The sequence below is a fragment of the Phenylobacterium sp. genome (assembly GCF_030651755.1).
In the GTDB taxonomy this organism is placed as follows: Bacteria; Pseudomonadota; Alphaproteobacteria; order Caulobacterales; family Caulobacteraceae; genus Phenylobacterium.
Genome location: NZ_JAUSBZ010000095.1, coordinates 1 through 23,130, shown reverse-complemented (window position 1 = coordinate 23,130; position 23,130 = coordinate 1). Strand labels below are relative to the sequence as shown.

Annotated in this window: 22 protein-coding genes; 12 read left to right on the top strand and 10 right to left on the bottom strand. The window is 68.3% G+C overall.

The genetic code is table 11. From position 1 onward, the window contains the following. The coding region (gene groEL / locus Q7V15_RS08785; protein WP_304755133.1) for a chaperonin GroEL at positions 1–729 on the bottom strand (729 nt) is incomplete at its 3' end. A 117-nt stretch (positions 730–846) separates the two neighbouring features. Then, on the bottom strand, positions 847–1,134 hold the full coding sequence (groES, locus tag Q7V15_RS08780) for a co-chaperone GroES (RefSeq protein ID WP_293321778.1): 288 nt from the start codon (positions 1,132–1,134) through the stop codon (positions 847–849). A gap of 379 nt (positions 1,135–1,513) precedes the next feature. Between groES and Q7V15_RS08775 the strand changes: the two genes are divergently transcribed. From Q7V15_RS08775 to Q7V15_RS08765, 3 genes are all read left to right on the top strand, one after another. Further along, positions 1,514–2,206: a TetR/AcrR family transcriptional regulator gene (locus Q7V15_RS08775; RefSeq protein WP_304755132.1), complete on the top strand. Its 693-nt coding sequence runs from the start codon at positions 1,514–1,516 to the stop codon at positions 2,204–2,206. Positions 2,207–2,383: 177 nt separating this feature from the next. Next, positions 2,384–4,597 (top strand): TonB-dependent receptor, encoded by a 2,214-nt coding sequence (locus Q7V15_RS08770; protein ID WP_304755131.1) that lies wholly within the window; start codon positions 2,384–2,386, stop codon positions 4,595–4,597. 60 nt (positions 4,598–4,657) lie between these two features. Then, entirely contained in the window at positions 4,658–5,974 is a 1,317-nt protein-coding gene (locus Q7V15_RS08765; protein ID WP_304755129.1) for an MFS transporter, read from the top strand. A 36-nt stretch (positions 5,975–6,010) separates the two neighbouring features. Here the strand turns inward: Q7V15_RS08765 and Q7V15_RS08760 are convergent, their stop codons facing one another. Next, complete coding sequence (locus tag Q7V15_RS08760) at positions 6,011–7,309, bottom strand: acyl-CoA dehydrogenase family protein (RefSeq protein WP_304755127.1); 1,299 nt, start codon at positions 7,307–7,309, stop codon at positions 6,011–6,013. Between the two features lie 182 nt (positions 7,310–7,491). Between Q7V15_RS08760 and Q7V15_RS08755 the strand changes: the two genes are divergently transcribed. The 5 genes from Q7V15_RS08755 (at position 7,492) to Q7V15_RS08735 (ending at position 11,790) form a co-directional block, all read left to right on the top strand. Beyond that, positions 7,492–8,811, top strand: coding sequence for an acyl-CoA dehydrogenase family protein (locus tag Q7V15_RS08755; RefSeq protein ID WP_304755126.1), 1,320 nt, complete (start codon positions 7,492–7,494; stop codon positions 8,809–8,811). 102 nt (positions 8,812–8,913) lie between these two features. Then, positions 8,914–9,438, top strand: a complete 525-nt coding sequence (locus Q7V15_RS08750; RefSeq protein ID WP_304755125.1) for a GNAT family N-acetyltransferase — start codon at positions 8,914–8,916, stop codon at positions 9,436–9,438. Between the two features lie 108 nt (positions 9,439–9,546). Continuing rightward, positions 9,547–10,305, top strand: a complete 759-nt coding sequence (locus Q7V15_RS08745; RefSeq protein WP_304755124.1) for a sulfite exporter TauE/SafE family protein — start codon at positions 9,547–9,549, stop codon at positions 10,303–10,305. Then, the gene (locus Q7V15_RS08740; protein ID WP_304755122.1) at positions 10,302–11,057 is read left to right on the top strand and encodes a TSUP family transporter; all 756 of its coding nucleotides are present in this window, start codon (positions 10,302–10,304) and stop codon (positions 11,055–11,057) included. Before Q7V15_RS08745 ends, Q7V15_RS08740 begins: the two co-directional genes overlap by 4 nt. A gap of 151 nt (positions 11,058–11,208) precedes the next feature. Next, complete coding sequence (locus tag Q7V15_RS08735) at positions 11,209–11,790, top strand: GNAT family N-acetyltransferase (protein WP_304755121.1); 582 nt, start codon at positions 11,209–11,211, stop codon at positions 11,788–11,790. Between the two features lie 152 nt (positions 11,791–11,942). Here Q7V15_RS08735 and Q7V15_RS08730 read toward each other — a convergent pair whose 3' ends face one another. Together Q7V15_RS08730 and tadA are read right to left on the bottom strand one after the other, a co-directional pair. Continuing rightward, positions 11,943–12,818 (bottom strand): SDR family NAD(P)-dependent oxidoreductase, encoded by an 876-nt coding sequence (locus Q7V15_RS08730; RefSeq protein ID WP_304755119.1) that lies wholly within the window; start codon positions 12,816–12,818, stop codon positions 11,943–11,945. 80 nt (positions 12,819–12,898) lie between these two features. Then, the gene (tadA, locus tag Q7V15_RS08725; RefSeq protein ID WP_304755135.1) at positions 12,899–13,366 is read right to left on the bottom strand and encodes a tRNA adenosine(34) deaminase TadA; all 468 of its coding nucleotides are present in this window, start codon (positions 13,364–13,366) and stop codon (positions 12,899–12,901) included. Between the two features lie 12 nt (positions 13,367–13,378). Between tadA and Q7V15_RS08720 the strand changes: the two genes are divergently transcribed. Both Q7V15_RS08720 and rsmD read left to right on the top strand, forming a co-directional pair. Continuing rightward, positions 13,379–14,992, top strand: a complete 1,614-nt coding sequence (locus Q7V15_RS08720; RefSeq protein WP_304755118.1) for a pseudouridine synthase — start codon at positions 13,379–13,381, stop codon at positions 14,990–14,992. A 3-nt stretch (positions 14,993–14,995) separates the two neighbouring features. Continuing rightward, positions 14,996–15,568 (top strand): 16S rRNA (guanine(966)-N(2))-methyltransferase RsmD, encoded by a 573-nt coding sequence (rsmD, locus tag Q7V15_RS08715; RefSeq protein ID WP_304755116.1) that lies wholly within the window; start codon positions 14,996–14,998, stop codon positions 15,566–15,568. On the opposite strand, the gene Q7V15_RS08710 is transcribed toward rsmD, so the two are convergent. Then, positions 15,554–15,829 (bottom strand): YjhX family toxin, encoded by a 276-nt coding sequence (locus tag Q7V15_RS08710; protein ID WP_304755115.1) that lies wholly within the window; start codon positions 15,827–15,829, stop codon positions 15,554–15,556. The genes rsmD and Q7V15_RS08710 overlap by 15 nt on opposite strands. Positions 15,830–16,136: 307 nt before the next feature. Between Q7V15_RS08710 and Q7V15_RS08705 the strand changes: the two genes are divergently transcribed. Then, positions 16,137–16,910, top strand: coding sequence for a MerR family transcriptional regulator (locus tag Q7V15_RS08705; RefSeq protein ID WP_304755114.1), 774 nt, complete (start codon positions 16,137–16,139; stop codon positions 16,908–16,910). Here Q7V15_RS08705 and mutL read toward each other — a convergent pair. Then, positions 16,907–18,766, bottom strand: coding sequence for a DNA mismatch repair endonuclease MutL (gene mutL / locus Q7V15_RS08700; RefSeq protein ID WP_304755112.1), 1,860 nt, complete (start codon positions 18,764–18,766; stop codon positions 16,907–16,909). The two genes, Q7V15_RS08705 and mutL, sit on opposite strands and share 4 nt — an antisense overlap. 68 nt (positions 18,767–18,834) lie before the next feature. Between mutL and Q7V15_RS08695 the strand changes: the two genes are divergently transcribed. After that, entirely contained in the window at positions 18,835–19,791 is a 957-nt protein-coding gene (locus tag Q7V15_RS08695) for a TraB/GumN family protein (protein ID WP_304755111.1), read from the top strand. A gap of 10 nt (positions 19,792–19,801) precedes the next feature. On the opposite strand, the gene Q7V15_RS08690 is transcribed toward Q7V15_RS08695, so the two are convergent. The 3 genes from Q7V15_RS08690 to Q7V15_RS08680 form a co-directional block, all read right to left on the bottom strand. Then, positions 19,802–20,350 carry a DUF3035 domain-containing protein gene (locus tag Q7V15_RS08690; RefSeq protein WP_304755108.1) on the bottom strand — a complete coding sequence of 183 codons (549 nt, stop codon included), beginning with the start codon at positions 20,348–20,350 and terminating at the stop codon, positions 19,802–19,804. Positions 20,351–20,428: 78 nt separating this feature from the next. Further along, positions 20,429–20,920, bottom strand: coding sequence for a signal peptidase II (gene lspA, locus Q7V15_RS08685; RefSeq protein ID WP_304755107.1), 492 nt, complete (start codon positions 20,918–20,920; stop codon positions 20,429–20,431). A gap of 12 nt (positions 20,921–20,932) precedes the next feature. Continuing rightward, positions 20,933–23,130: isoleucine--tRNA ligase (locus tag Q7V15_RS08680; RefSeq protein ID WP_304755106.1), on the bottom strand; the 2,198-nt coding region annotated here is incomplete at its 5' end.

Here is a 23,130-nt window from a genome sequence, read left to right as displayed (position 1 = left end):
CGACTGGACCACGGCTTCGAGCACCGGCAGCAGGGGCTGCAGGGTCGACAGCTTCTTTTCGTAGAGCAGGATCAGAGGCTCTTCGAGATCGGCCTCCATCTTGTCGGCGTTGGTGATGAAGTAGGGCGACAGGTAGCCGCGGTCGAACTGCATGCCTTCGACGACGTCGAGTTCGGTCTCGGCGGTCTTGGCTTCTTCAACCGTGATGACGCCTTCGTTGCCGACCTTGTCCATGGCGCGGGCGATCATCTCGCCGACCTCGGTGTCGCCATTGGCCGAGATGGTGCCGACCTGGGCGATCTCGGAATTGGCCGAGACCTTCTTGGAGGTCGCCTTGATCTCTTCGATCACCTTGGCGACGGCCTTGTCGATGCCGCGCTTCAGATCCATCGGGTTCATGCCGGCGGCCACCGACTTCAGGCCCTCGACCACGATGGCCTGGGCCAGAACGGTCGCGGTCGTGGTGCCGTCGCCGGCCTTGTCGTTGGTCTTCGAGGCGACTTCGCGGATCAGCTGGGCGCCGAGGTTCTCGAAGCGGTCAGCCAGTTCGATTTCCTTGGCCACCGAAACGCCGTCCTTGGTGGAGCGCGGGGCGCCGAAGGACTTTTCGATGACCACGTTGCGGCCCTTGGGGCCCAGGGTCACCTTCACGGCGTTGGCGAGGGTGTTGACGCCGCGGAGCATGCGGTCGCGGGCGTCAGCGGAGAAATAGACGTCTTTCGCAGCCATTTCTTCTTCTACTTTCTTTGAAGGCGAAGGCGGCGCCCCGGATCATCCGGGCGGCCGGCCTTGGCCATAGGTCTTGCGCCCGCCCGGGGGCGAGCGTGTCGGCGAGGGCCGGCGGTCTTAGTCGAGGACGCCCAGGACGTCGCTTTCCTTCATGATCAGCAGGTCTTCACCTTCGAGCTTGATCTCGGTGCCGGACCATTTGCCGAACAGGATGCGATCGCCGGTCTTGACGTCCAGGGGCTGGACCTTGCCGCTCTCGTCACGGGCGCCGGGGCCCACGGCGATGATCTCGCCTTCCTGCGGCTTCTCTTTCACCGTGTCGGGGATGATGATCCCGCCCTTGGTCTTTTGTTCTTCCTCGACGCGCCGGACGAGGACGCGGTCTCCCAAAGGACGAAACGCCATATTTGGTCTTGCTCCATTCGGAACTATTGGAATTGCGATGAGGTCAGCCCCCGTGATCGGCGCTTATTAGCAGCCGCCAACCCCGAGTGCTAACGCGGTCTGGAATTAGGAAGGACGGGGCGGGGAGTCAAGCGGCGCTGCGGCATTTCGCCCTTCGTCGGACTGGGGCCGACGTCAGGAATTCTGTCGGAAGCTTAACTGGATAGGCGCCATGGCCGTGCCTATCTATGGGTCATGGTCAAGCTCTTCAAACTCGTTCCGGCCCTGGTGGCCCTGGCAGGCGTGCTCAGCCTGTTCCTCCTCACCCGCCCGGCCACCCTCTGAGGCGGCCGCACCCGGACGCTTGACGATCAGGCGTTCGCCGTCCTCCACTGGCGACATGGCGAAGTCATCCGACCCACCGGCCGGGGCGACCCGGGGCCGCAGGCCCAAGGGCAAGGGCCCAGACCTCCGCGAAGCCATATTGAACGCCGCCGAAGACCTGTTCTCCCGTCATGGCTTCTATGGGGTGACGGTGCGCCAGGTGGCGGCCGAGGCCGGCGTCGACACCGCCCTGATCCACTACTATTTCGGGGCCAAGCGGGAGCTGTTCGACGCGGTCTTCGCGCGGCGGGCAGAGATCCTCAACCGAGAGCGGCTGGAAGCCATGGCGGCCTATCAGGCCGCCCACCCCGACGATCTGCGCGCCGAGGGGGTGATCGAGGCGTTTATCGGCCCCCTGCTGGACCGCTCCATGACCCAGGAGCCTGGCTGGAAGAACTATTTCCGCCTGGTGGCCCTGGTGAACAACACCCCGGCCTGGGGCGGAGAGACCATGCACCGGTTCTTTGACCCGGTGGTGCACAAGTTGATCGACACCCTCAAGGTCGCGCTTCCCGAAGCCGAGATCGACGATCTCTACTGGTGCTATCAGTTCCTGACCGGGGCGATGATGCTGGCCCTGTCCGAAACGGGACGGATCGACCAGCTGTCGGACGGGCGGTGTCGGTCTTCGGATCTCCAGGCGGTGCGAGAGCGCCTGTTCGCCTATTGCGCCGCCGGTCTTGAAACGGTGGTCCGCCGCCGGGCCTGAGCCCGGGCGCAAGCGTCAGTGTTGCGAAAATTCACCATCTGGCCAAAAATTCGAATCCGACTCCCATCTTGGCTCTGGCGCAACAGCCCAGGTTGCGCGCACAGTCCCCCTAATTCACCAGGTGGTGAGTTTTGTGACGACGCCGTGCTCAACGAACGGCGCGTTGGGGAGGATGAAATGAATACCCTTTTCAAGGCTGCGCTCCTTGCGAGCGCGGCGATGGCGGTCGCGCCAGCCGCCGCCGTGGCCCAGGCTCCTGCCCAGGGCGTCTCGGTGGTCGAGGAGCTGGTGGTCACAGCTCGGCGCCGGGAAGAGACCCTCAAGGACGTGCCCGTCGCCGTCACCGCGGTGACCGCCGAGCGTCTTGAGGCCACCGGCGCGGCCGATATCACCCGACTTCAGCAATCGACTCCCAACCTCACCGTCCAGGTGGCCCGGGGGTCCAACTCCACCCTCATCTCGTTCATTCGCGGGGTGGGCCAGCAGGACCCCCTGTGGGGCTTTGAGCCCGGGGTCGGTCTCTATGTGGACGATGTCTATATCGCCCGCCCACAGGGTGCGGTTCTGGACATCTTCGACATCGAGCGGCTGGAGGTCCTGCGGGGACCCCAGGGCACGCTCTACGGTCGCAACACCATCGGCGGGGCGATCAAGTACGTCACCGCCAAGATCGATGGCGAGCCGGAGATGCGGTTCAAGGGCCAGCTCGGCTCCTACAACCAGCGCGACTTCATCGGTTCGGCCAAGGGCATGGTCAGCGACAACCTCGGGGTCGGCCTAACCTGGGCCAGTTTTGACCGGGATGGCTATGGGACCAACCTGACCACCGGCGCCGAGCACTATAACAAGGATGTCAGCGCGGCCCGGGCCACGGTGGAGTTCTCGCCGACGCCTGACCTCTTCTTCCGCCTGGCCGGCGACATCGTCACCGACCGGTCCAACCCCCGGCATGGACACCGCGAGACCGCCGCCTTCAACATCGCCAATCAGCCGATCCCCGGCGGCGAAGTGCTGCCCAATGTCTATGACACCCGGGCCGGCGCCGGCGACAAGAACCGGGTGGATAGCCGCGGGGTCTCCCTGTTGGGGGAATGGGCCGCCAGCGAGTCCCTGACCTTCAAGTCCATCTCGGCCTACCGCACCGGGGAGACCGCCGGTGAGATCGACTTCGACACCCTCCCGGCCCCCTATCTGGACATTCCGGCCCGCTATAACGACCACCAGTTCACCCAGGAGCTGCAACTGCTCTATTCCGGCGATCGGGTGCAGGCGGTCGGCGGTCTCTTCTATCTGAACGCCACGGCGGCGGGCGCCTTCGACACGGTGCTGAGCCAGGCGGCCCTGACCATCGCCACGGCGGGTCATGTGGACACTGAGAGCTGGTCGGCCTTCGCCGATGTCAGCTTCGACCTCACCGAAGCCCTGACCCTTTCCGTGGGTGGTCGCTACACCCGCGACGAGAAGACCGGCGTGGTCTATCGCCAGAACTTCACGGGCATCCGTTCGCCCCTGTTCGGCAATCCCCTGGCCACGCCGGGCCTGGTGCGGTCGAACTTCACCAGCACCGACACCTATGAGAAGTTCACCCCCCGGGTCAGCGCCAGCTACGACTTCGGTTCCGAGCTGACCGGCTACGCCTCCTACAGCCAGGGCTTCAAGTCCGGCGGGTTCGACATGCGCGCCGACGCCATCCTCACCCCCACCTCCCGGGACGGCTATGCGCCTGAGACGGTGGATTCCTATGAGGCGGGCCTGAAGGGCTATTTCTTCGACCGCCGCCTGAGCCTGAACACGGCGGTCTTCTACGCCCAGTATCAGGACCAGCAGGTGACCCTTCAGACGCCCGTGGGCGCCTCCATCGCCAGCCAGGTGCTGAATGTCGGCGAATCCCACATGTCGGGGGTCGAGGTGGAAGGCGTCGCCTATCTGACGCCCGAGCTCAGCGCCAACTTCGCCCTGGGCTATATCAAGGCGGAATTCGACGAGTACCGGGCGCTCAACCCGCTGACGGGCCAGATCGAGGACTTCGCGGACAGTCGGGTCTTCCAGAACACCCCGGAATGGACCGGCGCCTTCAGCCTGACCTATCGGCGTGACATGGGCGACAAGGGGAAGATCAGCTTCATCCCCTCGGCCTCCTACCGCTCGTCCTTCTCGATGTTCGAGATCCCGTCCCGGCTCGATCAGGGCGCCTACTGGCTCTATGACGCCAGCCTGATGTGGACCTCGGCGGACGACCGCTACCGGGTGGGCCTGCACGGCAAGAACCTGGGCGAGGAAACCTACCGGATCGGGGGCTACAACTTCCCCGGCGGCCTCTTCGCCAATTCGGTCACGGCCTATTATGGCCCGCCCCGGACGGTGACCCTCTCCCTCGAAGCCAAGTTCTAGTACAGCTTTCCAGGCCCGGCTCCTCAAGGAGTCGGGCCTTCGTCTGTTTACGGAGCCCTGATGGACACCTCCCCCGACGCCGCGGCCGCAGCCCCAGTAGGGAGCCGGACTGATCGCTATCCGATCACCGTCCTTGGGGTGCTGATCGTCGCCTACACCTTTAACTTCCTCGATCGTCAGATCCTGGGAATCCTGGCCGGTCCCATCAAGGCCGACCTGGGGCTCACCGACAGTCAGCTGGGGCTGATGGGGGGGCTGGCCTTCGCCCTCTTCTACACCGGCCTGGGCATCCCGGTGGCCTGGCTGGCGGACCGCTGGAGCCGCACCTGGATCATGACCGCGGCCCTGACCCTCTGGAGCGGCTTCACCGCCCTGTGCGGCTTCGCCACCGGCTTCTGGAGCCTGTTCCTGGCCCGCATGGGCGTGGGGATCGGCGAGGCGGGCGGCGTGGCGCCGGCCTATTCTCTGATCGCCGACTACTTTCCCAAGAGCCATCGGGCCCGGGCGCTGGCGGCCTATTCCTTCGGCATTCCCATCGGCTCGGCCCTGGGAATCCTCTTCGGAGGCCTGATCGCCCACGCCATCGACTGGCGGGCGGCCTTCATCATCGTCGGCCTGGCCGGCGTGGCCTTCGCCCCCATCTTTCGGCTCATCGTCAAGGAGCCCAAGCGCGGCGCCTATGACGAACCTGTCGTCGCCCCCGCGCCCCGTCTGGCTGAACAGCCGCCTGAGGCGCCGCCGCCCGGAACCGTCGCCCTGCTGCTCCGCAAGCCCAGCTTCTGGCTGATCTCCCTGGGGGCGGCCGCCTCCTCGGTCTGCGGATATGGCATCGCCTTCTGGCTTCCCTCCTTCTTCGAGCGCAGCCTGGGCATGAGCTTGGTGGACCGCTCCCTCTTTCTGGGGGTCATCACCCTGGTGGGGGGGGTGATCGGCGTCTGGGCCGGCGGCTGGCTGGGCGACCGGCTGGGACCCAAGCGTCCAGGCGCCTATCTGCTGGTGCCGGCCGGGGCCTTCCTGATCGCCCTGCCGTGCTTCTTCCTGGCCATCCAGTCCCAGTCCCTGGTGCTGGCCTTCTTCCTGTTCATCATCCCGCAGGGCCTGAACCTCGCCTGGCTGGGTCCGGTGATCACGGCGGTGCAGCATCTGGTGCCGGTCGCCCAGCGCTCAGTGGCCTCGGCCTGCTTCCTGTTCGTCAACAACCTGATCGGCCTGGGTCTGGGCACCTGGTATTTTGGCGCCGTCTCAGACGTTCTGACCCCGCGATTTGGGGATGAGGGGCTGCGCTATGCGATCTATTCGGGCCTGGCCTTCTATCTGGTCGCCTCGGCCCTGTTCATCCTGGGATCGCGCCGGCTGAAGCACGACTGGGTCGCCTGAGCGCGGCCCAGCCGGTCTCCGCCGCCGGGCAGGGCCTCAGCGTGAGCCCACGGGCACGCGCTGAGCGTCCTGCTCGGCCGCCAGCCGGCCCTTAAGGTCGCCATACTTGGCCAGCTCCATCCGGGCGATGGTGCGGTTGTGGACCTCGTCAGGACCGTCGGCCAGCCGCAGGGTGCGTTGGCCGGCATAGGCCTTGGCCAGGCCGAAATCGCTGGTGACGCCCCCGCCGCCGTGCGCCTGGATGGCGTCGTCGATGACCTTCAGCGCCATGGTCGGGGCCTGGACCTTGATCATGGCGATTTCCAGACGGGCCACCTTGTTGCCGGCCTTGTCCATCATGTCGGCGGCCTTCAGGCAGAGCAGGCGGGTCATCTCGATATCGATGCGGGCCCGGGCGATGCGCTCCTCCCAGACCGAGTGTTCGGAAATCGCCTTGCCAAAGGCGGTGCGGCTCTTCAGCCGGCGGCACATCTTCTCCAGGGCCACCTCGGCCGCGCCGATGGTGCGCATGCAGTGGTGGATGCGGCCGGGGCCCAGGCGGGCCTGGCTGATCTCGAAGCCGCGGCCTTCCCCCAGCAACAGGCCTTCATGCACCGGCACCCTGACATTCTCCAGCACCGCCTCGGCGTGGCCATGGGGGGCGTCGTCATAGCCGAACACCGGCAGCATCCGCACGATCTTCACGCCCGGCGCGTCCATGGGCACCAGGACCTGGCTCTGCTGCTGGTGGCGAGGGGCGTCGAGGTCGGTCTTGCCCATGACCACGGCCACCTTGCAGCGGGGATCGCCCATGCCGGACGACCACCACTTGCGGCCGTTGATCACATAGTGGTCCCCGTCGCGGACGATGCGGGTCTCGATATTGGTGGCGTCGGAGGAGGCCACCTGGGGCTCGGTCATCAGGAAGGCCGAACGAATCTCACCGTTCATCAGGGGGCGCAGCCAGCGCTCCTTCTGGGCGAGGGTCCCGTAGCGGTTGAGGATCTCCATATTGCCGGTGTCCGGCGCCGAGCAGTTGAAGACCTCCGAGGCGAACTCCACCCGGCCGGTGATCTCGGCGATGGGCGCATATTCCAGATTGGTCAGCTGCTCGCCCTCGAAGACGAAGCTGTCATCCACATGGGCGACGCCAGACGACGGCGGCATGAACATGTTCCAGAGCCCGGCGGCCTTGGCCTTGGCCTTCAGCTCTTCGATCACCGGCAGGACCTTCCAGCGCTCCCCTTGCGCCTGCTGGGCCTCATAGGTCGGGACCGCCGGGATCACATGCTCGTCCATGAAGGCCTCGACCCGGGCGATCAGGGCCTTCTGCCGTGCCGAATAATCGAAATCCATGGGGCGCGCCTTCCATTCAAACAAATGTTTGAACGCCTTTTAGGCCACCCAGACGAACAGGCGTTTGATTTTCAGCAATTCTGCGCCAATGGTGGGGAAGAGATCGATCCGGGCGCGTCCTGGCCCCCCGCGGCCAGCCCCCGGCGCCCCAGCTTCAACGCCAATGTCCCGGGAGGACCGCCATGAACATCGCCGCTGAAAAAGCCCAATCCAGCTTCGCACTGAACCCGCAGGACGCGCTGAACGACCTCCGCATCTCCGACAAGGCGGTGCCCCTGCTGAACCATGTGAAGACGTTCATCGCCGAGGTGGTCCAGCCCATGAGCGTGGAATTCTATCGCCTGGGCGAGGGCAAGACCGACATCTGGTCCTATGCGCCGGGCCAGCTGGAAGTCCTGGAAGCGGCCAAGGATAAGGCCAAGGCTGAGGGTCTGTGGAACTTCTTCCTGCCCAACGCCGAGACTGGCGAGGGCCTGTCGAACCTGGACTACGCCTATATCGCCGTCGAGCTCGGCAAGAATCCGATGGCCTCGGAGACCATGAACTGCGCCGCGCCCGACACCGGCAACATGGAGGTCCTCGAGCGCGTCGGCACGCCCGAGCAGAAGGAAAAGTGGCTGAAGCCGCTGCTGGAAGGCAAGATCCGCTCGGCCTTCGCCATGACCGAGCCGGACATGGCCTCGTCGGACGCCAAGAACATCCGCATGCGCGCCACCCTGGTCGGCGACGAGTACGTGCTCAATGGCGAGAAGCACTACATCTCCGGCGCCGGCGACCCGCGCTGCAAGGTGATGATCACTATGGTGCAGACCAGCCCCGAGGGCCCGCCCCATCTGCGCCAGTCGCAGATCCTGGTGCCCATGGACACCCCTGGGGTGAAGGTGATCGGGCCGATGAATGTGTTCGGCGATCCCGACGCGCCCCATGGCCACATGCATATCGTGTTCGACAATGTCCGCGTGCCGGCCTCGAACATGCTGCTGGGCGAAGGCCGCGGCTTTGAGATCAGCCAGCTGCGCCTGGGCCCCGGCCGGATCCACCACTGCATGCGCGCCATCGGTCAGGCCGAGAAGGCGCTCGACCTGATGGTCACCCGCGGCCTGACCCGGGAAGCCTTCGGCAAGCCGATCATCCAGCTGGGCGGCAATGTGGAAATCGTCAGCCGCGCCCGCATCGAGATCGAGGCCATGCGCCTGATGGTGCTCAAGGCCGCCAAGGCCATGGACGTGCTGGACCGCCAGGAAGCCCGCATCTGGATCCACATGGTCAAGGCCATGGTGCCCGAGCGGGTCTGCCAGATCATCGACCAGGCCATCCAGATGTACGGCGCCACCGGCGTCTCGCAAAAGACCCCCCTGGCGCGGATGTACACCTCCACCCGCACCCTGCGCCTGGCTGACGGTCCGGACGAGGTCCACCACATGGTGGTCGGCCGCAATGAACTGCGGCAATACCGCGAAATGCCCCATGATCCGTCCACCGCAGCGGTGTTCCGGAACTAGGCCTGGACCATAGCTGGACGTTAGACCCCAAGGCCCCGGCGCCACAGCCGGGGCCTTTCGGCGTTCTGGCGGCCAAGCTTTGGCGGGTGTATGCGGTTGGCCATGAGCCTGCCGATCCGATTCCGCCGCCTGACCGCCGCTGAAGCCCGGGCCCATGCGGACGCGCTGGGCGAGCTGCTGGCGGTCTGCGTGGCCGGCGGCGCCTCGGTGTCGTTTCTGGCGGGCCTTGAGCCTGATCGCGCCAGCCAGTGGTGGGCCGGGCAACTCGGCGCCGACGACGGTCGCGCCATCATCGTCGGCGAGGACGAGACCGGGCTCTGCGGCGTGGTCCAGGTGATTCCGGCCGGGCCGGAGAACCAGCCCCATCGCGGGGACGTGGCCAAGATGCTGGTCCATCCCCGGGTCCGCCGCCAGGGCGTGGGCGCGGCCCTGCTGGCGCAGGCCGAGGCGGCCGCCCAGGGCATGGGCCTGAGCCTGTTGGTGCTCGACACGGTCACCGGCGGCGACGCCGAGCGGCTCTACGCCCGCGGCGGCTGGGTCCGCGTCGGCGTCATTCCAGATTTCGCCCTCTCCACGGACGGCCGGCCCGAGGCCACCACCGTCTTCTACAAGGCGCTCGCCCAATGAGGCTTGCAGCGCCAGCTCCGTCCCGCGCGCGACGCGCTGCGGACCGTTTCCCGGCGGCGGCCTGTGCCCGCCGTTCGGGGCCGGCCGCCCAACTGGAGGCTACCCCTCGTGACCCTACCCATTGCGATCTTCATCCTGGCGTCCGCCTTTGCGACCGCCGCCCTGTCGGGCGTCTTCGGCATGGCCGGCGGCCTGGTGCTGATGGGCGCCCTGGCGCTCGTCCTGCCGGTCTCAGCGGCCTTCGTCACCCACGGCATTCTACAGCTGGTCGCCAACGGCTGGCGGGCGATCCTCCATAGACGACACGTCCGCTGGGACATTGTCGGCTGGTATGCGCTCGCCTCCCTGATCGCCGGCGTGCTGGTGTCGCTGGCCGCCTTCACCCCGTCCAAGCCCTTCCTGTTCCTGATGCTGGGCCTTGTGCCCTGGCTCACCTGGCTGCCGACGGGCTGGCTGAGGCTGGACGCCGCCCGGCCGCCCCAGGCGTTTGCTTCGGGCTTCCTGGTCACCGGCCTGAACCTGATGGCCGGCGTCGCTGGCCCGCTCCTGGACATCTTCTTTGTCCGGACCGAGCTCACCCGCCACGCCATCGTCGCCACCAAGGCCGCCACCCAGGTCTTCGCCCACCTGGCCAAGATCGTCGTCTACGGGGCGCCGCTGATGGTCGGGGCAGGGAGGGCCGAAATGCCGCCCTGGTGGCTGTTCGCTCTGGCCATCCCGCTCTCCATGGCCGGCACCTGGTGCGGCGGCCTGATCCTGGAGCGAGTGAGCGACGTGAACTTCAAGCGCTGGACCCGCTGGATCGTCACCGCCGTCGGCGTCCTCTACCTGATCCAGGCCGCCCAGCTCCTGGCAGGCGGCGCTTGAGCGGGCTGAGCATCGGCCTGGTCCTGGCCGCGGTCTTCGCCGCCTCGGCCATATCGGGTCTGTTGGGCATGGCCGGCGGTTCGCTGCTGATGGCGGTGCTGACCCTGATCCTGCCGGTCGCCGCAGCGCTGGCTCTGCACGGGGCGGCGCAGCTGGCCTCCAACCTCGCCAGGGCCGGGTTCAACGCCCGGCACGTGCGCTACCGCACCGTGGGATGGTTCGGCCTCGGCGCCGTCGCCAGCATGGCGCTGCTCTCCTTCGTCGCCTTCCAGCCCTCCAAGGCGGCGGTCTTCATCGGCATGGGGCTTCTGCCGATCCTGGTCTGGCTCCCGCTGCGCCTCATCCCCCTGGACGCCGCGCGGCCCACCCACGCTGTGGCCGGGGGCTTCCTGGCCACCGTCATGGCGCTCACCGTCGGCGTGTCAGGTCCCTTGAGCGAGCTCTTCCTGGTCCGCAGCTCGCTCAACCGCCACGAGGTGATCGGCACCAAGGCCGCCTTTCAGGTCTTCGCCCATCTGGCCAAGCTGATCTTTTATGGCGGGGCGCTGTTTTCGCTCGGCGGCCAGGGGGAGGGGTTGGCCCTGGGCTTGGTGGCGGGCGTTGTCCTGGCCGCAGTGGCCGGCGCGGCGGTGGGGCGACGGTTCCTGGACGTGATCTCCGAGCACCACTTCCGCCGCTGGCGCCGCTGGATCTTCACCGCCTTGGGCGCCGGCTTCCTGATCCAGGGCCTACGCCTCCTGGCCGGGGGCTGAAGACAAAAAAAGAGCCGCGTCCATGAAGGGCGCGGCTCGAAAGTTTTAGGGAGGAAACGCCCAAAAGGGCCAGGCTGAGATAATCCCCCCCTGGCCAAAGGCAAGGGGGGTGGTGAAAGATTCTTCGCGTCGTTGCGTCACAGGGGGTGAAATGCAGCTGGAAGCCCGGAATTCGCACAATCGGCATGTTCGGCTGGAACCCTTGGCCGAACACCATCGCGCCGAACTGCAGGCCGCCTGCGCCGCCGACCTTTCGGTTTGGCGCGACCTCTATCCCCATTCCATGGCGCCGGAGCATTTCGACGCCGGCTGGGACCGGATGATGGCCCAGGCCGTCGACGGGAGCTGGATTCCCCATGCGGTCCTGGTCGAGGGCCGCTGCATCGGCATGACCAGCTATATCTCCCCCGACGGCGCCAATGCGACCGTCGAGATCGGCGGCACCTACTACCATCCTGACCAGCGCGGCGGGCCGGTGAACCCGGCGGCCAAACGGCTGATGCTGGAGCACGCCTTCGAGTCCGGCGCCCGGCGGGTGCAGCTGAACGTCGACGCTATCAACCTCCGCTCCCGCGCCGCGGTCCTGAAGCTGGGCGCCGTGCAGGAGGGAATCCTCCGCCATCACCGCGTCGTCTGGACCGGCCGCATCCGCGACACGGTGGTCTTCTCCATCCTGGCGGCGGAGTGGCCCGCGGTCCGGGCGCGGCTGGATGCGCGGTTGGAGGGGTACTGAACGCCCTGCCGCCGCACCTCGTCCTTCGAGGCCCTGCGGGCGCCTCAGGATGAGGGCGGAATGGGAGGGCGTCAGCCTCCACCCACCTCCTCATCCTGAGGTGCGAGCGCAAGCGAGCCTCGAAGGACGCAAGGCCGCGCCGCGCCCGCCTCCTAAGCGCTGGCGGCGGTGCGTTCAGCCGCCGCCGGGAAGAACACCTCCTCGGCGTGCTTGGCCACGTCCTGGGCGGTGTAGGGCTTGCCTGGGTTGAAGCCGTCGGTCTGGACCATCTTGATCTCGCGCACGCCGCGGGAGGAGACCCCCAGCACCTTGCCCGAATGATCGGCGGCCAGATCGGAGACCATGTAGAGCACGCCGGGCGCGATGTTCTCCGGCAGGCTCATGGCGTCAGGCTCCTTGCCTTGGCGGCCCGGCAGGTCGGAGGTCATGCGGGTGAAGGCGCCGGGCGCCAGGCCCATGACGCGGATGCCGTACTTGCGGCCCTCGATCGACAGCACGCGCATCAGTCCATAGATGCCGGCCTTGGCCGCCCCGTAATTGGCCTGGCCGAAATTGCCATAGAGGCCCGAGGTGGACGAGGTCAGCACCATGACGCCGGGATGGTTGTTGTCCTTCATCCATTTCCACACCGGCCAGGCGCAGCAATAGGTGCCCTTCAGGTGCACCTTGACCACCAGGTCCCAGTCGGCCTCCGACGTGTTGGCGAAGGTCTTGTCGCGCAGGATGCCAGCGTTGCAGACCAGGATGTCGATCTTGCCCCAGGTATCCAGGGCGGTCTTGAGGATGTTCTCGCCGCCTTCGACGGTGGAGACGTCGTCCCCATTGGCCACGGCCTCGCCGCCGGCCGCCTTGATCTCGTCGACCACCTTCTGGGCGGCGCTGCGGTCGGCGCCCGACCCGTCGCGGGTTCCGCCCAGGTCATTGACCACCACCTTGGCGCCTTCCTTGGCGAACAGCTTGGCGTAGGCTTCGCCCAGGCCGCCGCCGGCCCCGGTCACAATGGCCACTTTTCCGTCGAGCAATCCCATGGTCGTCTCCCTAAAATGTTTGAATTCTTATGGGAGCCATCATCCGACCGGGCAGGGGGCCTTGGCAAGGTGGGCGGCGCCTATGTGTGCTCCGGCGGGGTAGGCGCGGGCTTGCCCCGCCGCGCACGGAAAAACCCGCGGAGCAGAGCCGCACTTTCGTCGGCGAGGATCCCGCCGGTCACTTCGGGCCGCCAGTGGCAGGTGGGCTGCTCGAAGTATTTCGGGCCATGCAGGATGGCCCCGCCCTTGGGGTCGTCGGCGCCGAACACCAGGCGGCCGATGCGGGCGTGGCTGATGGCGCCGGCGCACATGGCGCAGGGCTCCAGCGTCACCACCAGGGTCAGGCCGGTCAGACGGTAATTGCCCAGCTTGCGGGCCGCCTCGCGCAGGGCGACGATCTCGGCATGGGCGGTGGGATCATGGCTCCCGATGGGGCCGTTGGCGCCGATGGCGATCACCTCGCCGGTGGCCGGATCGACCACACAGGCGCCCACAGGGGTTTCCCCGCGTGCGGCGGCGTCTTGCGCGGCGCGCAGGGCGATGCGCATGGTGCGTTGATCATGGTCCACGAACGGCAACGAACTCCCCGACCCCCCTCCGGTCAAGCCCCAGACGCCCACGACCCCACCGCGCCCGACGGGGCCGAGGGCGGCGGCGAACGCGTGGCCAAGGCCCTGGCCCGCGCCGGCGTCGCGTCGCGCCGGGAGGTCGAGCGCCTGATCGAGGCCGGCCGCGTAGCGCTGAATGGCCAAGTTCTGACCACGCCCGCGGTCAAGGTCGAGGCGAACGACATCCTCACCGTGGACGGCGAGGTCGTGGACGACCGCGAGCCGGCCCGCCTGTTCCGGTATCACAAGCCCGCGGGCCTGGTGACCACCCATTCCGATCCGGCCGGCCGCTCCACCGTATTCGAGACCCTGCCCGAGGGCCTGCCCCGCCTGATTTCCGTCGGCCGGCTGGACTTGAACACCGAAGGCCTGCTGCTGCTGACCAATGACGGGGCGCTGGCGCGGTCCCTGGAGCTGCCGGCCACCGGCCTGCAGCGCCGCTATCGCGCCCGCGCGCACGGCCGCATCACCCAGGACAAGCTGGACGGGCTGAAGGATGGGGTGACCGTCGAAGGCGTCCGCTACGGTCCCATCGAGGCCCGCATCGACAAGGCCCGGGAAGGCGCCAAGGGCGCCAATGTCTGGATCAGCCTGACCCTGACCGAGGGCAAGAACCGGGAGGTCCGGCGGGTGCTGGAGTCCCTGGGGCTGCAGGTCAACCGGCTGATCCGCCTCTCCTATGGGCCGCTGGCGCTCGGCGTGCTGGAGGCCGGCGAGATCGAGGAGGTGGGGCCCCGGGTCCTGCGCGAACAGTTCGCCGGCTTCATTTCCCCTGAGGACATGCCCAAGGGCGACCGGCCGGCCTATTCGCCGCCCAAGCGCAATCGCGCCGCCGGCGCCGCCCGCCGTGCGGCCGCCGAGGTGGAGCAGGTCGTCGTCAAGCCTGTGGAAAAGAAGGCCTATAAGCCCGGCTGGGCCAAGGCCAAGATCACGGTGCGGCCCAAGGGCGCCCCCAAGGCCAAGCCCGCGCCCAAGGTCAGCGGCCGCGACGCCGCCCTCGCCGAGGGCCGAGTGATGATCAACAAGGCCAGGGTCCAGGCCGCCCGGAGCGCCGCCGCCAGCGCCGAGCGGGCTGAACGACCCGAGCCCGTCCGGACCGAGCGGAGCGAGCGCCCCCGCCCTGAGCGACCCAAGGCCGAAGCGCCAAGGTCTGGCCGCCCCGAGCGGACCCAGGCCGACCGTCCGAGGCCCGCGCGTTCCGCCCCTGAGCGGACCGGCGGAGACCGGCCCAGGCCCGAGCGCGGCAAACCAGCCGGGTCCTCCCGATCAGATGGCCCCCGCTCAGATGGACACCGGGCGGACCGGTCCAAGGCCGCGGCTCCGCGGTCTCAGGCCCCGAAGACTGAACGGCCGGCCGCCGATCGCCCCCGCACGGCAGGGCCTGGCGCCCCGCGATCCCGCGCCGCCCCCGGCAAGGCCAAGCCCGGAGGTAAGCCGACGTCCGACCGCAAGCCGTCTGGCGGCGGCAAGGGCGAACGGCCCGCCGGTCCGGCCCGTGGCGGGCCTCGTCCTGGCGGACCCGCCCGGGGCTCAGGCGGCCCCCGCGGACCCAAGTCCCGGGGCTAGGCCGTGCGCATCGTTTCGGGAGAGTTCCGCGGCAAGAGCCTGGCCGCGCCGCAGGGGGTGAATACGCGGCCGACTTCCGACCGCGCCCGCCAGGCCATCTTCAACATCCTCGAACACGCCCCCTGGTCGGGCGGCCTGAGGGATCAGCGGGTCATCGACCTGTTCGCCGGCTCAGGGGCGCTGGGCTTCGAAGCCCTGTCCCGGGGGGCGAAGTTCTGCCTGTTCGTGGAGACCGACGAGGAGGCCCGCGGCGCGATCCGGGAGAATGTGGACAGCCTGGGCCTGTTTGGCCGCACCCGGGTCCACCGCCGCGACGCCACCGATCTGGGCGTTCGCCCGGGGGGCGACGGGCCCGCCTTCGACCTGGCCTTCCTCGATCCGCCCTATGGCAAGGGCTTGGGCGAGGCCTGCCTTCCCTCCCTGGCGGAGGGGGGCTGGCTCAGTCCCGGCGCCCTGATCGTCTGGGAGCGGGGGGCGAGCGAGCCGCCCCCCACGGTCACAGGCTTCCAGGAGCTGGACGCCCGCGACTATGGCGCCGCGCGCGTCCACTTCCTGAAATACTTACCAGAGGCGTGAGGTCGTTCGGTTGTCCTGCCGGCTACGCAGGTTGATCAGGCCTTCCCGGGTGATCCGGTAAGGCCCGCCGTTGCGGCTGGCGATGAAGCCCCGCCGCCGCAGGGCCTGGAAGACGGCGAGGTCACAGTCGGTCAGCCGCCAGCCCTCCCCGGTGATGCAGTCAACGTCGATGATATGGCCGCGGTGGTCACGGACAGGGCGAAGGGTCGCCCCCTGGGCGAGGGCGTGCAGCGTCCTTTGCTGCGGTTTGGGAATGTTCACGGAAGGTCGTCCGGTGGTCAGGCATAGCCAAACCCTCCGCGCGCCGACGCGACGCGGATGGCGGGGTTCGCACCTGAATCCCGGCCGGACGTTCAACACGTCCGCCCCGACGGCTCAGGCTCGGCGGCTCATCACAACGGGAGACATAAAACCCTCTTACAGTGGCGCTCAGGCTAGCAGGATGGCGCCGCCAGGCAAGGCCGGGCGTTCAGACGAAAGCACGTGCCAGACTGACCGATTGAAGGCGCTTGACCCTCACCTTTCGTGAGGGCCCATCTGCCTTGTCCATCGGCTAGGACGAGGTTTCGTGACGGATTTTACGGTCAAGACAGTGGCTCGGCTCTCGGGCGTGAGCGTGCGCACCCTGCACCATTACGACGAGATTGGCCTGCTCAAGCCTGCGCGGGTGGGCGCCAACGGATACCGATATTACGGGCGGGAGGATCTGCTGCGGTTACAACAGGTCCTCTTCCACCGGGAGCTCGGCATGCCGCTGGCGGCCATCGCCGCCCTGCTGGACGATCCCGGTTTCGACCGGGTCGCGGCGCTGCGATCCCATAGGGACCGGCTCCGCCAGCAGGTGGATCGCGGTCGTCAACTGATCGAAACCATCGACGCCACCCTCGCCGACCTTCAAGGAGAGACGAAGATGGACGAGACGAAGATGTATCTGGGCTTTGAGCCCGAAACGCAGGCGCGCCATGAGGCTTGGCTGACCGAGCGTTACGGCGGCGACATGGGGGACCGGGTCGCCCAGTCCAAGGCCGGACTGGGGGCCATGGGGCCGTCGGCCGCGCAGAACATGATAGCGCAGGGCGAGGCTCTGGAGGCGGAATTCGCCCGCGCCCTGCAGGCTGGCGCGCCCGCCGACTCTGAGGCGACACAGGCCCTGGCCAGGCGCTGGTGCGACTGGATCGCCCGCGCTTGGAACCGTGCGCCTGATCGTGCAGCCTTCGATGGCCTCAGCCGGCTCTATGAGGACCATCCGGAATTCCGCGCCCGGTACGAGGCCCGGTGCGCCGGCCTGACCGAATATCTCGGCGCGGCGATGCGGGCGTTCGCTGAGCGGGAACTCGCCTAACGCCGGCCGAACAGCCGCTCGATGTCGGCGAGCTTAAGCTCCACATAGGTGGGTCGGCCATGGTTGCACTGGCCTGAATGGGGCGTAGCTTCCATCTGGCGGAGCAGGGCATTCATTTCCTGAGCCGTCAGCCGCCGGCCGGCCCGGACCGAGCCGTGGCAGGCCATGGTGGAGCAGACCTCCGCCAAGCGTTCCTTCAGCGCCAGGGCCTGGTCGGTTTCGGCCAGGTCGTCGGCGATGTCGCGCACCAGGCCTGCGGCGTCCGTCGTGCCCAGCAGGGCCGGGGTCTCCCGCACCAGCACCGCGCCGGCGCCAAAGGGCTCGATGATGAGGCCGAGCGCCGCAAGCTCCTCGGCCCGGGCCACGACCCGTTCAGCCTCGGCCGGGTCCAGCTCGACCACCTCGGGGATCAGCAGGGCCTGGCGGGCCACCGCGCCCACCGCCATTTCGGCCTTCATCTTCTCATAGACCAGCCGCTCATGGGCCGCGTGCTGATCGACGATGACCACCCCGTCCCGGGTCTGGGCGACGATATAGGTCTCGTGCACCTGGGCCCGGGCCGCGCCCAGGGGGTAGTCCACCAGATCAGGCGCGAGGGCTGGAGCGGCGTCGCCCTCGGCGACCCCGAAGCCCTGCGGTGACGGCTCGTGGACCGGCTCATGGCGAGCCGATGTTTCGCTCAGGCCCGGAATGGCCTGGGCGAGCGCCGGACCCCAACCGCCGCCGCTCCAGCTGGAGAAGCCGGCCGCCGAGGGGCCCGGGCGATAGGGAGGCGCAGGCGTCATGCCCGGCCGCAGGCCCTGCAGGGCGTCTGTGGCCACGGTGGTCGAGGCCCGATGGCCGGCGCCGGCCAGGGCGTGGCGCAGCCCACCGACAATCAGGCCCCGCACCAGGGCCGGGTCGCGGAACCGCACCTCGGCCTTCGCCGGATGGACGTTCACATCCACCAGGGCCGGATCGAGCTCCAGGAACAGGGCCGTCAGGGGATGGCGATCCCTCGCCAGGAAATCAGCATAGGCGCCGCGCAGGGCGCCCTGCAGCAGGCGGTCGCGGACTGGCCGGCCATTGACGAACAGGTACTGGTGGGCCGCGTTGCCGCGGTTCAGGGTCGGCAGGCCGGCATAGCCGGACAGACGCACGCCCTCGCGGACATGGTCGATGAGCAGGGCGTTTTCCGAGAACTCCCGGCCCATGATGGCCGAGAGCCGCGCCAGCCGGCCCACATCGCCATGCGGCTCGGCGGGCAGGCGCAGAACCTTTCGCCCGTCGATGTCCAGGGTGAAGCTGACCGCCTCGTGGGCCATGGCCTGGCGCTTGATCTCCTCGGCGATGGCCATGGCCTCGGCCCGCTCGGACTTCATGAACTTCAGCCGCGCCGGCGTGGCGTAGAACAGGTCGCGGACCTCCACCCGCGCCCCGTGAGGGCCCGGGAAGGCGGCCGGCGAGACCTGGCCCATCGCCCCGCCATCCACCCGCAAGGCGTAGGCGTCGGCGGCGCCCTTGGCCCGGCTGGTGATGGAAAGCCTCGCCACTGAGCCGATTGACGGCAGGGCCTCCCCCCGGAAGCCGAGGGTGGCGATGCGCAGCAGGTCATAGTCGCCGGCGTCGTCGGGCAGGAGCTTGGAGGTGGCGTGGCGTTCGACGGCCAGCAGAAGTTCGTCCGGCGAGAGGCCAAAGCCGTCATCGGCCACCAGGATGCGGGACAGGCCGCCGCCGTCCACCTGCACCTCGATCTGTCGGGCGCCGGCGTCCAGGGCGTTCTCCACCAGCTCCTTGATGGCGCTGGCAGGCCGCTCGACCACCTCGCCGGCGGCGATGCGGTTGACGGTTTCGGGGGGAAGGCGGTGGATGCGCATGTTCGAGCCTGGGTCCAAAAGGCGTTATAGGACGATTCAGGCTGCGGGGGCGGCTCTTGAGGAAAGACATGATGCGCCTGACCGCTCTCGTCTGCGGACTGCTGCTGCTGGCCACACCCCTGGTGGGGGCGGCCCAGACCCCCGACAGCCTGCCCCAGGATCCCGATGCGGTCCTGATCGAAGAGCTGGTGGTGACCGCCCGCGAGATCGGCCCGGCCTGGTGGCGGGTCTCGGACGGGGATTCTACCGTTTATGTGATGGGCGTCCCCTCGGTGATCCCCAAGGGGTCGGGCTGGGACGCCAGCGTTCTGGAGCGTCGGCTGGAGGGCGCCAACCGGGTGATCCTGCCGTTCAACAATGCCAGCGTGAACCTGCTGACGGCGCCCGGCGCGGTGGTCAGCCTGGTCCGCCTGCGGTCTTCATCCCCGTTTGAGGAGAGCCTGGGGGAGCCCCTGCGCGCCCGCTTCGTGGCCGCCCGGACCCAGGCGGGTCAGGGGGCCGATCGCTACAAGACACGCAACGGCATGGCCGCCGCCCTTCTATTGGTCAGCGACTACCGCGACGCTGCGCGTCTGACCGCTGCTGATCCCGCCAAGACCATTGGCCGGATGGCTGCGGCCCGGGGAATTCGGGTGGAGGCCAAGACCTATGACGCCGCGCCCCTGTTGGCCGCCGTGGTCCGCACCCCGGCCGAGGCCCAGCGGGCCTGCGTCCTGGAGGCCCTGGCGGCGGTGGAGGCTGGTCCCGGCTCAGCCCAGGCCGCCGCCCGGGCCTGGGCCTGGGGACAGGTGCGGGACGCGCTTGGCGGCGAGCGCAGCTACGAACGGTGCATCGCCGCCGCGCCTGGGGCGGCGGACCTGGACGCCCGGCTGAAGGCCGATCAGACGGCCGCTATTGTCGCGGCGCTGCGCCAGCCGGGTCACAGCATTGCTGTGGTGCAGCTACGGCCTCTGCTGGCGCAGGGCGGCGTACTCGATCGCCTCGGCGCTCTCGGATACGAGATCCGGACCCCGGCGGAGGACTAATTTTTGGGCCTCAGAGGCCCGGCAGCTTGATCCGGCTGCCGGCTTCACGGCGGATGACCACATTACCGCCGCCAGTGATGGCGTTGATCCGGGCCTGTTCGGACTCGGCGTCGATGGGGCCGGAGAGGTCGGGACCCGAAGCCTGCGCCGGGGCGTCTCCGCCGCGCCAGAACATCACGCGGTCGGCGAAGCCCTTGTCCTTGTGGGCGATGCTGCCGAACTCGTCGTCGACCACATAGCGAATCAAGGGGTCGGCGCCGGCCAGGCCAGCCCTGGCCACCAGTTGCTGCTCGCCCTGGCTGCGATTGAGGCCTTCGCGTTCGCCCAGCAGGGCCGCGCGGCCAGCGCTCTCAGGACGCAATTCCTGAGGCTGGGGCTCTCCCGGGGCGGGCGGGCGCAGGGAATAGTCGGGCGGAACCACCAGGGGCGCCTTGGTGACGACCCGGAATTCGTCAGGGGTCACCTTGGTCATGCCAAGGGCCGAGCGGGTCGAGCTGCAGCCAGCCAGACCGACGGCTGCGACCAGGGCGCCGGCGAGAATCACGCGGTTGAGGGTCATGACAAAACGCTCCCTAGGGCCGCCCCCGGCCGGAAAGTCCATTGCCTTAGCGCAAACAGGGGGCCGGCGCCAACGTCCTTAGGCCTTGGCGTCGCGCCGGAGCCCATCAATCAGCAAGAGAACCACGCCAACCGAGATGGCGGCGTCGGCGATATTGAACACCCACGGGAAATAGAGTCGCGAGACGTCCAGGAAATCGACCACCGCCCCAAACCGCGCCCGATCAATCGCATTGCCGATGGCGCCCCCCATGACCAGGCCCAGGGCCGCCGCCATCAAGGGCCGGTCGATGCGTCTGGCCCACACGGCCAGGGCGATGGCGACAAGGACGGAAAATCCCACCAGAAGCCAGCGCCCCAGGTCCTGATCGGCCCGCAACAGGCCAAAGCTGACCCCCTGATTCCACACCATGGTCAGGAAGAAGGGACCCGCCACCTGTTCGCTGATCCGGGCGGGCAGGTCGTAGACGAACAGGATCCAGTGTTTGGACATCTGGTCCAGCACAATGACTGTGAGCGCCAGCCCGTAGGCGGTCCAGCCGTGGCGATTGATCAGCGCGGAAAGGCTCATGCCCGCCTCGCCTCAGGTCGCGCCGCGGGCGGCGTCCCAGGCCGCCACGGCCTCGGCGTCACGCAAGGACAGGTCCGGATAGCGGGGATCCTCGCCCACCTCGGGCAGGATCCGCCAGGACCGGGCGCATTTGCGACCTTGCGCTCGCAGGGGCTCGACGGCCACGGCGGGGCTCTCGGCCAGACGGAAGGCGCCCGCAGGCCCTTCGCCGCTGACCAGGGTCGCCTGGCTGGTGCGGAACACCTCAGCCGCATCGAGACCCTCGAAAGCGGCCAGCAGGGCCGGGTCGCTGATATGGACCACCGGCGCGGCCTCAAGGGCGGCGCCCAGGCGCTTCTCGCGACGCTCGACCTCCAGGGCGCCGGTGACGACGGCGGTGACCGCCTGCACCTTGGCCCAACGGGCGGCTTCCTCCGGGCAGGCCCAGGCGGCGGGTGTCTCCGGGAAGATCCGCAGGGCGTTGGAGCCGGCGTCCGGGAATCGCAGGGTCCAGGCTTCCTCGGTGGTGAAGGGCATCAGCGGGGCGAGCCAGACGGTCAGGCGTTCGAAGGCCGCGTCCATGACGGTGCGCGCGGCCCGGCGGCGCAGCGCCGTCGGCTGGTCGCAATAGAGGGCGTCGCGGCGGACGTCGAAGAACAGGGCCGACAGGTCCTCCTGGCAAAACGCGATCAGCGGCCGGATGACGTCCTGGAAGGCGTAGCCGGCATAGGCGTCACGGACCTCGGTATCCAGCGCCTGCAGCCGGTGCAGGATGTAACGCTCCAGCGGCGGCATGTCCGCGAGCGCCACGGCTTCCTCATCCGAATAGCCGGCCAGGGCGCCCAGGAGATAGCGCAGGGTGTTGCGCAGCTTGCGATAGGCGTCGGCGGTGGTGGCCAGGATCGTCTTGCCGATCCGCTGGTCGTCCGAATAGTCGACCATGGCCGCCCACAGACGGATGATCTCGGCCCCGGACTCCTTGATCACCTGGTGGGGATCGACGGTGTTGCCCTTGGACTTGGACATCTTCTCGCCGTTCTCATCCATGGTGAAGCCATGGGTGAGCACCCCGTTATAGGGCGCGCGGCCTCGGGTCCCACTGCTTTCCAGAAGCGAGGACTGGAACCAGCCGCGGTGCTGGTCTGAGCCTTCCAGATAGAGATCGGCGGGCCAGCGTGTGTTCTCCCGGCCCTCCAGGGTGAAGGCGTGGGTGGAGCCGGAGTCGAACCAGACATCGAGGATGTCCTCGACCTTTTCGTAGCGGTCGGGATCGTGGGGGCCGAGGAAGTCTGTGACCGGCCGGGTGAACCAGGCGTCGGCGCCGTCGGCGGCGATGGCCGCGATGATCCGGGCGTTGACCTCTTCGTCGTGCAGCGGCTGGCTCGTCTCCTTGTCGACGAACATGGCCAGTGGCGCGCCCCAGGCGCGCTGCCGGCTGATCAACCAGTCGGGGCGGCTCTCGACCATGGTGCGGATGCGGTTGCGCCCTGCCTCGGGATAGAAGGCGGTGGCCTCGATGGACTCCAGGGCGGTCTCGCGCAGGGTGCGGCCGCCGTGCTGGGCTGAGTCCAGGGGCTCGTCCATGCGGATGAACCACTGGGGCGTATTGCGGAAGATCACCGGCGCCTTGGAGCGCCAGGAGTGCGGATAGGAATGCTCCAGCCGTCCGCGGGCCAGGAGGCCGCCGGCCTCGATCAGCTTGTCCATCACCGCGCTGTTGGCGGGGCCGAACTTGCCGGACTTCTTGCCCTCGGTCTCCAGCACCTTGAGGCCGCCGAACAGCGGCACGTGCGGATAATAGGCGCCGTCGGCGTCTACCGTCTCGGGGATCTCCCGATGGCCGTGGGACATCCACACCACATAGTCGTCGGCGCCATGGCCCGGCGCGGTATGGACGAAGCCTGTGCCGGCCTCCTCGGTCACATGGTCGCCGGCCAGCAGGGGAACGGAGTAGCCATAGTGGCTGTCCAGCGCCGCCAGCGGGTGGGCGCAGACCATGCCCTGGCAATCAATGGCCTCGATCCTGCGCCACTTGCCGATCTTGGCGGCCTTGAAGACCTCCTCGGCCAGCTTGTCGGCGACGATCAGCTTGTCGCCCGGCTTGGCCCAGGGCTCGAATTCCAACCCCTCTTCCAGGGCCTCGACCTGATAGGCGCCATAGGCGATGGACTCGTTATAGGCGATCGCCCGGTTGGCCGGGATCGTCCAGGGGGTGGTGGTCCAGATCACCA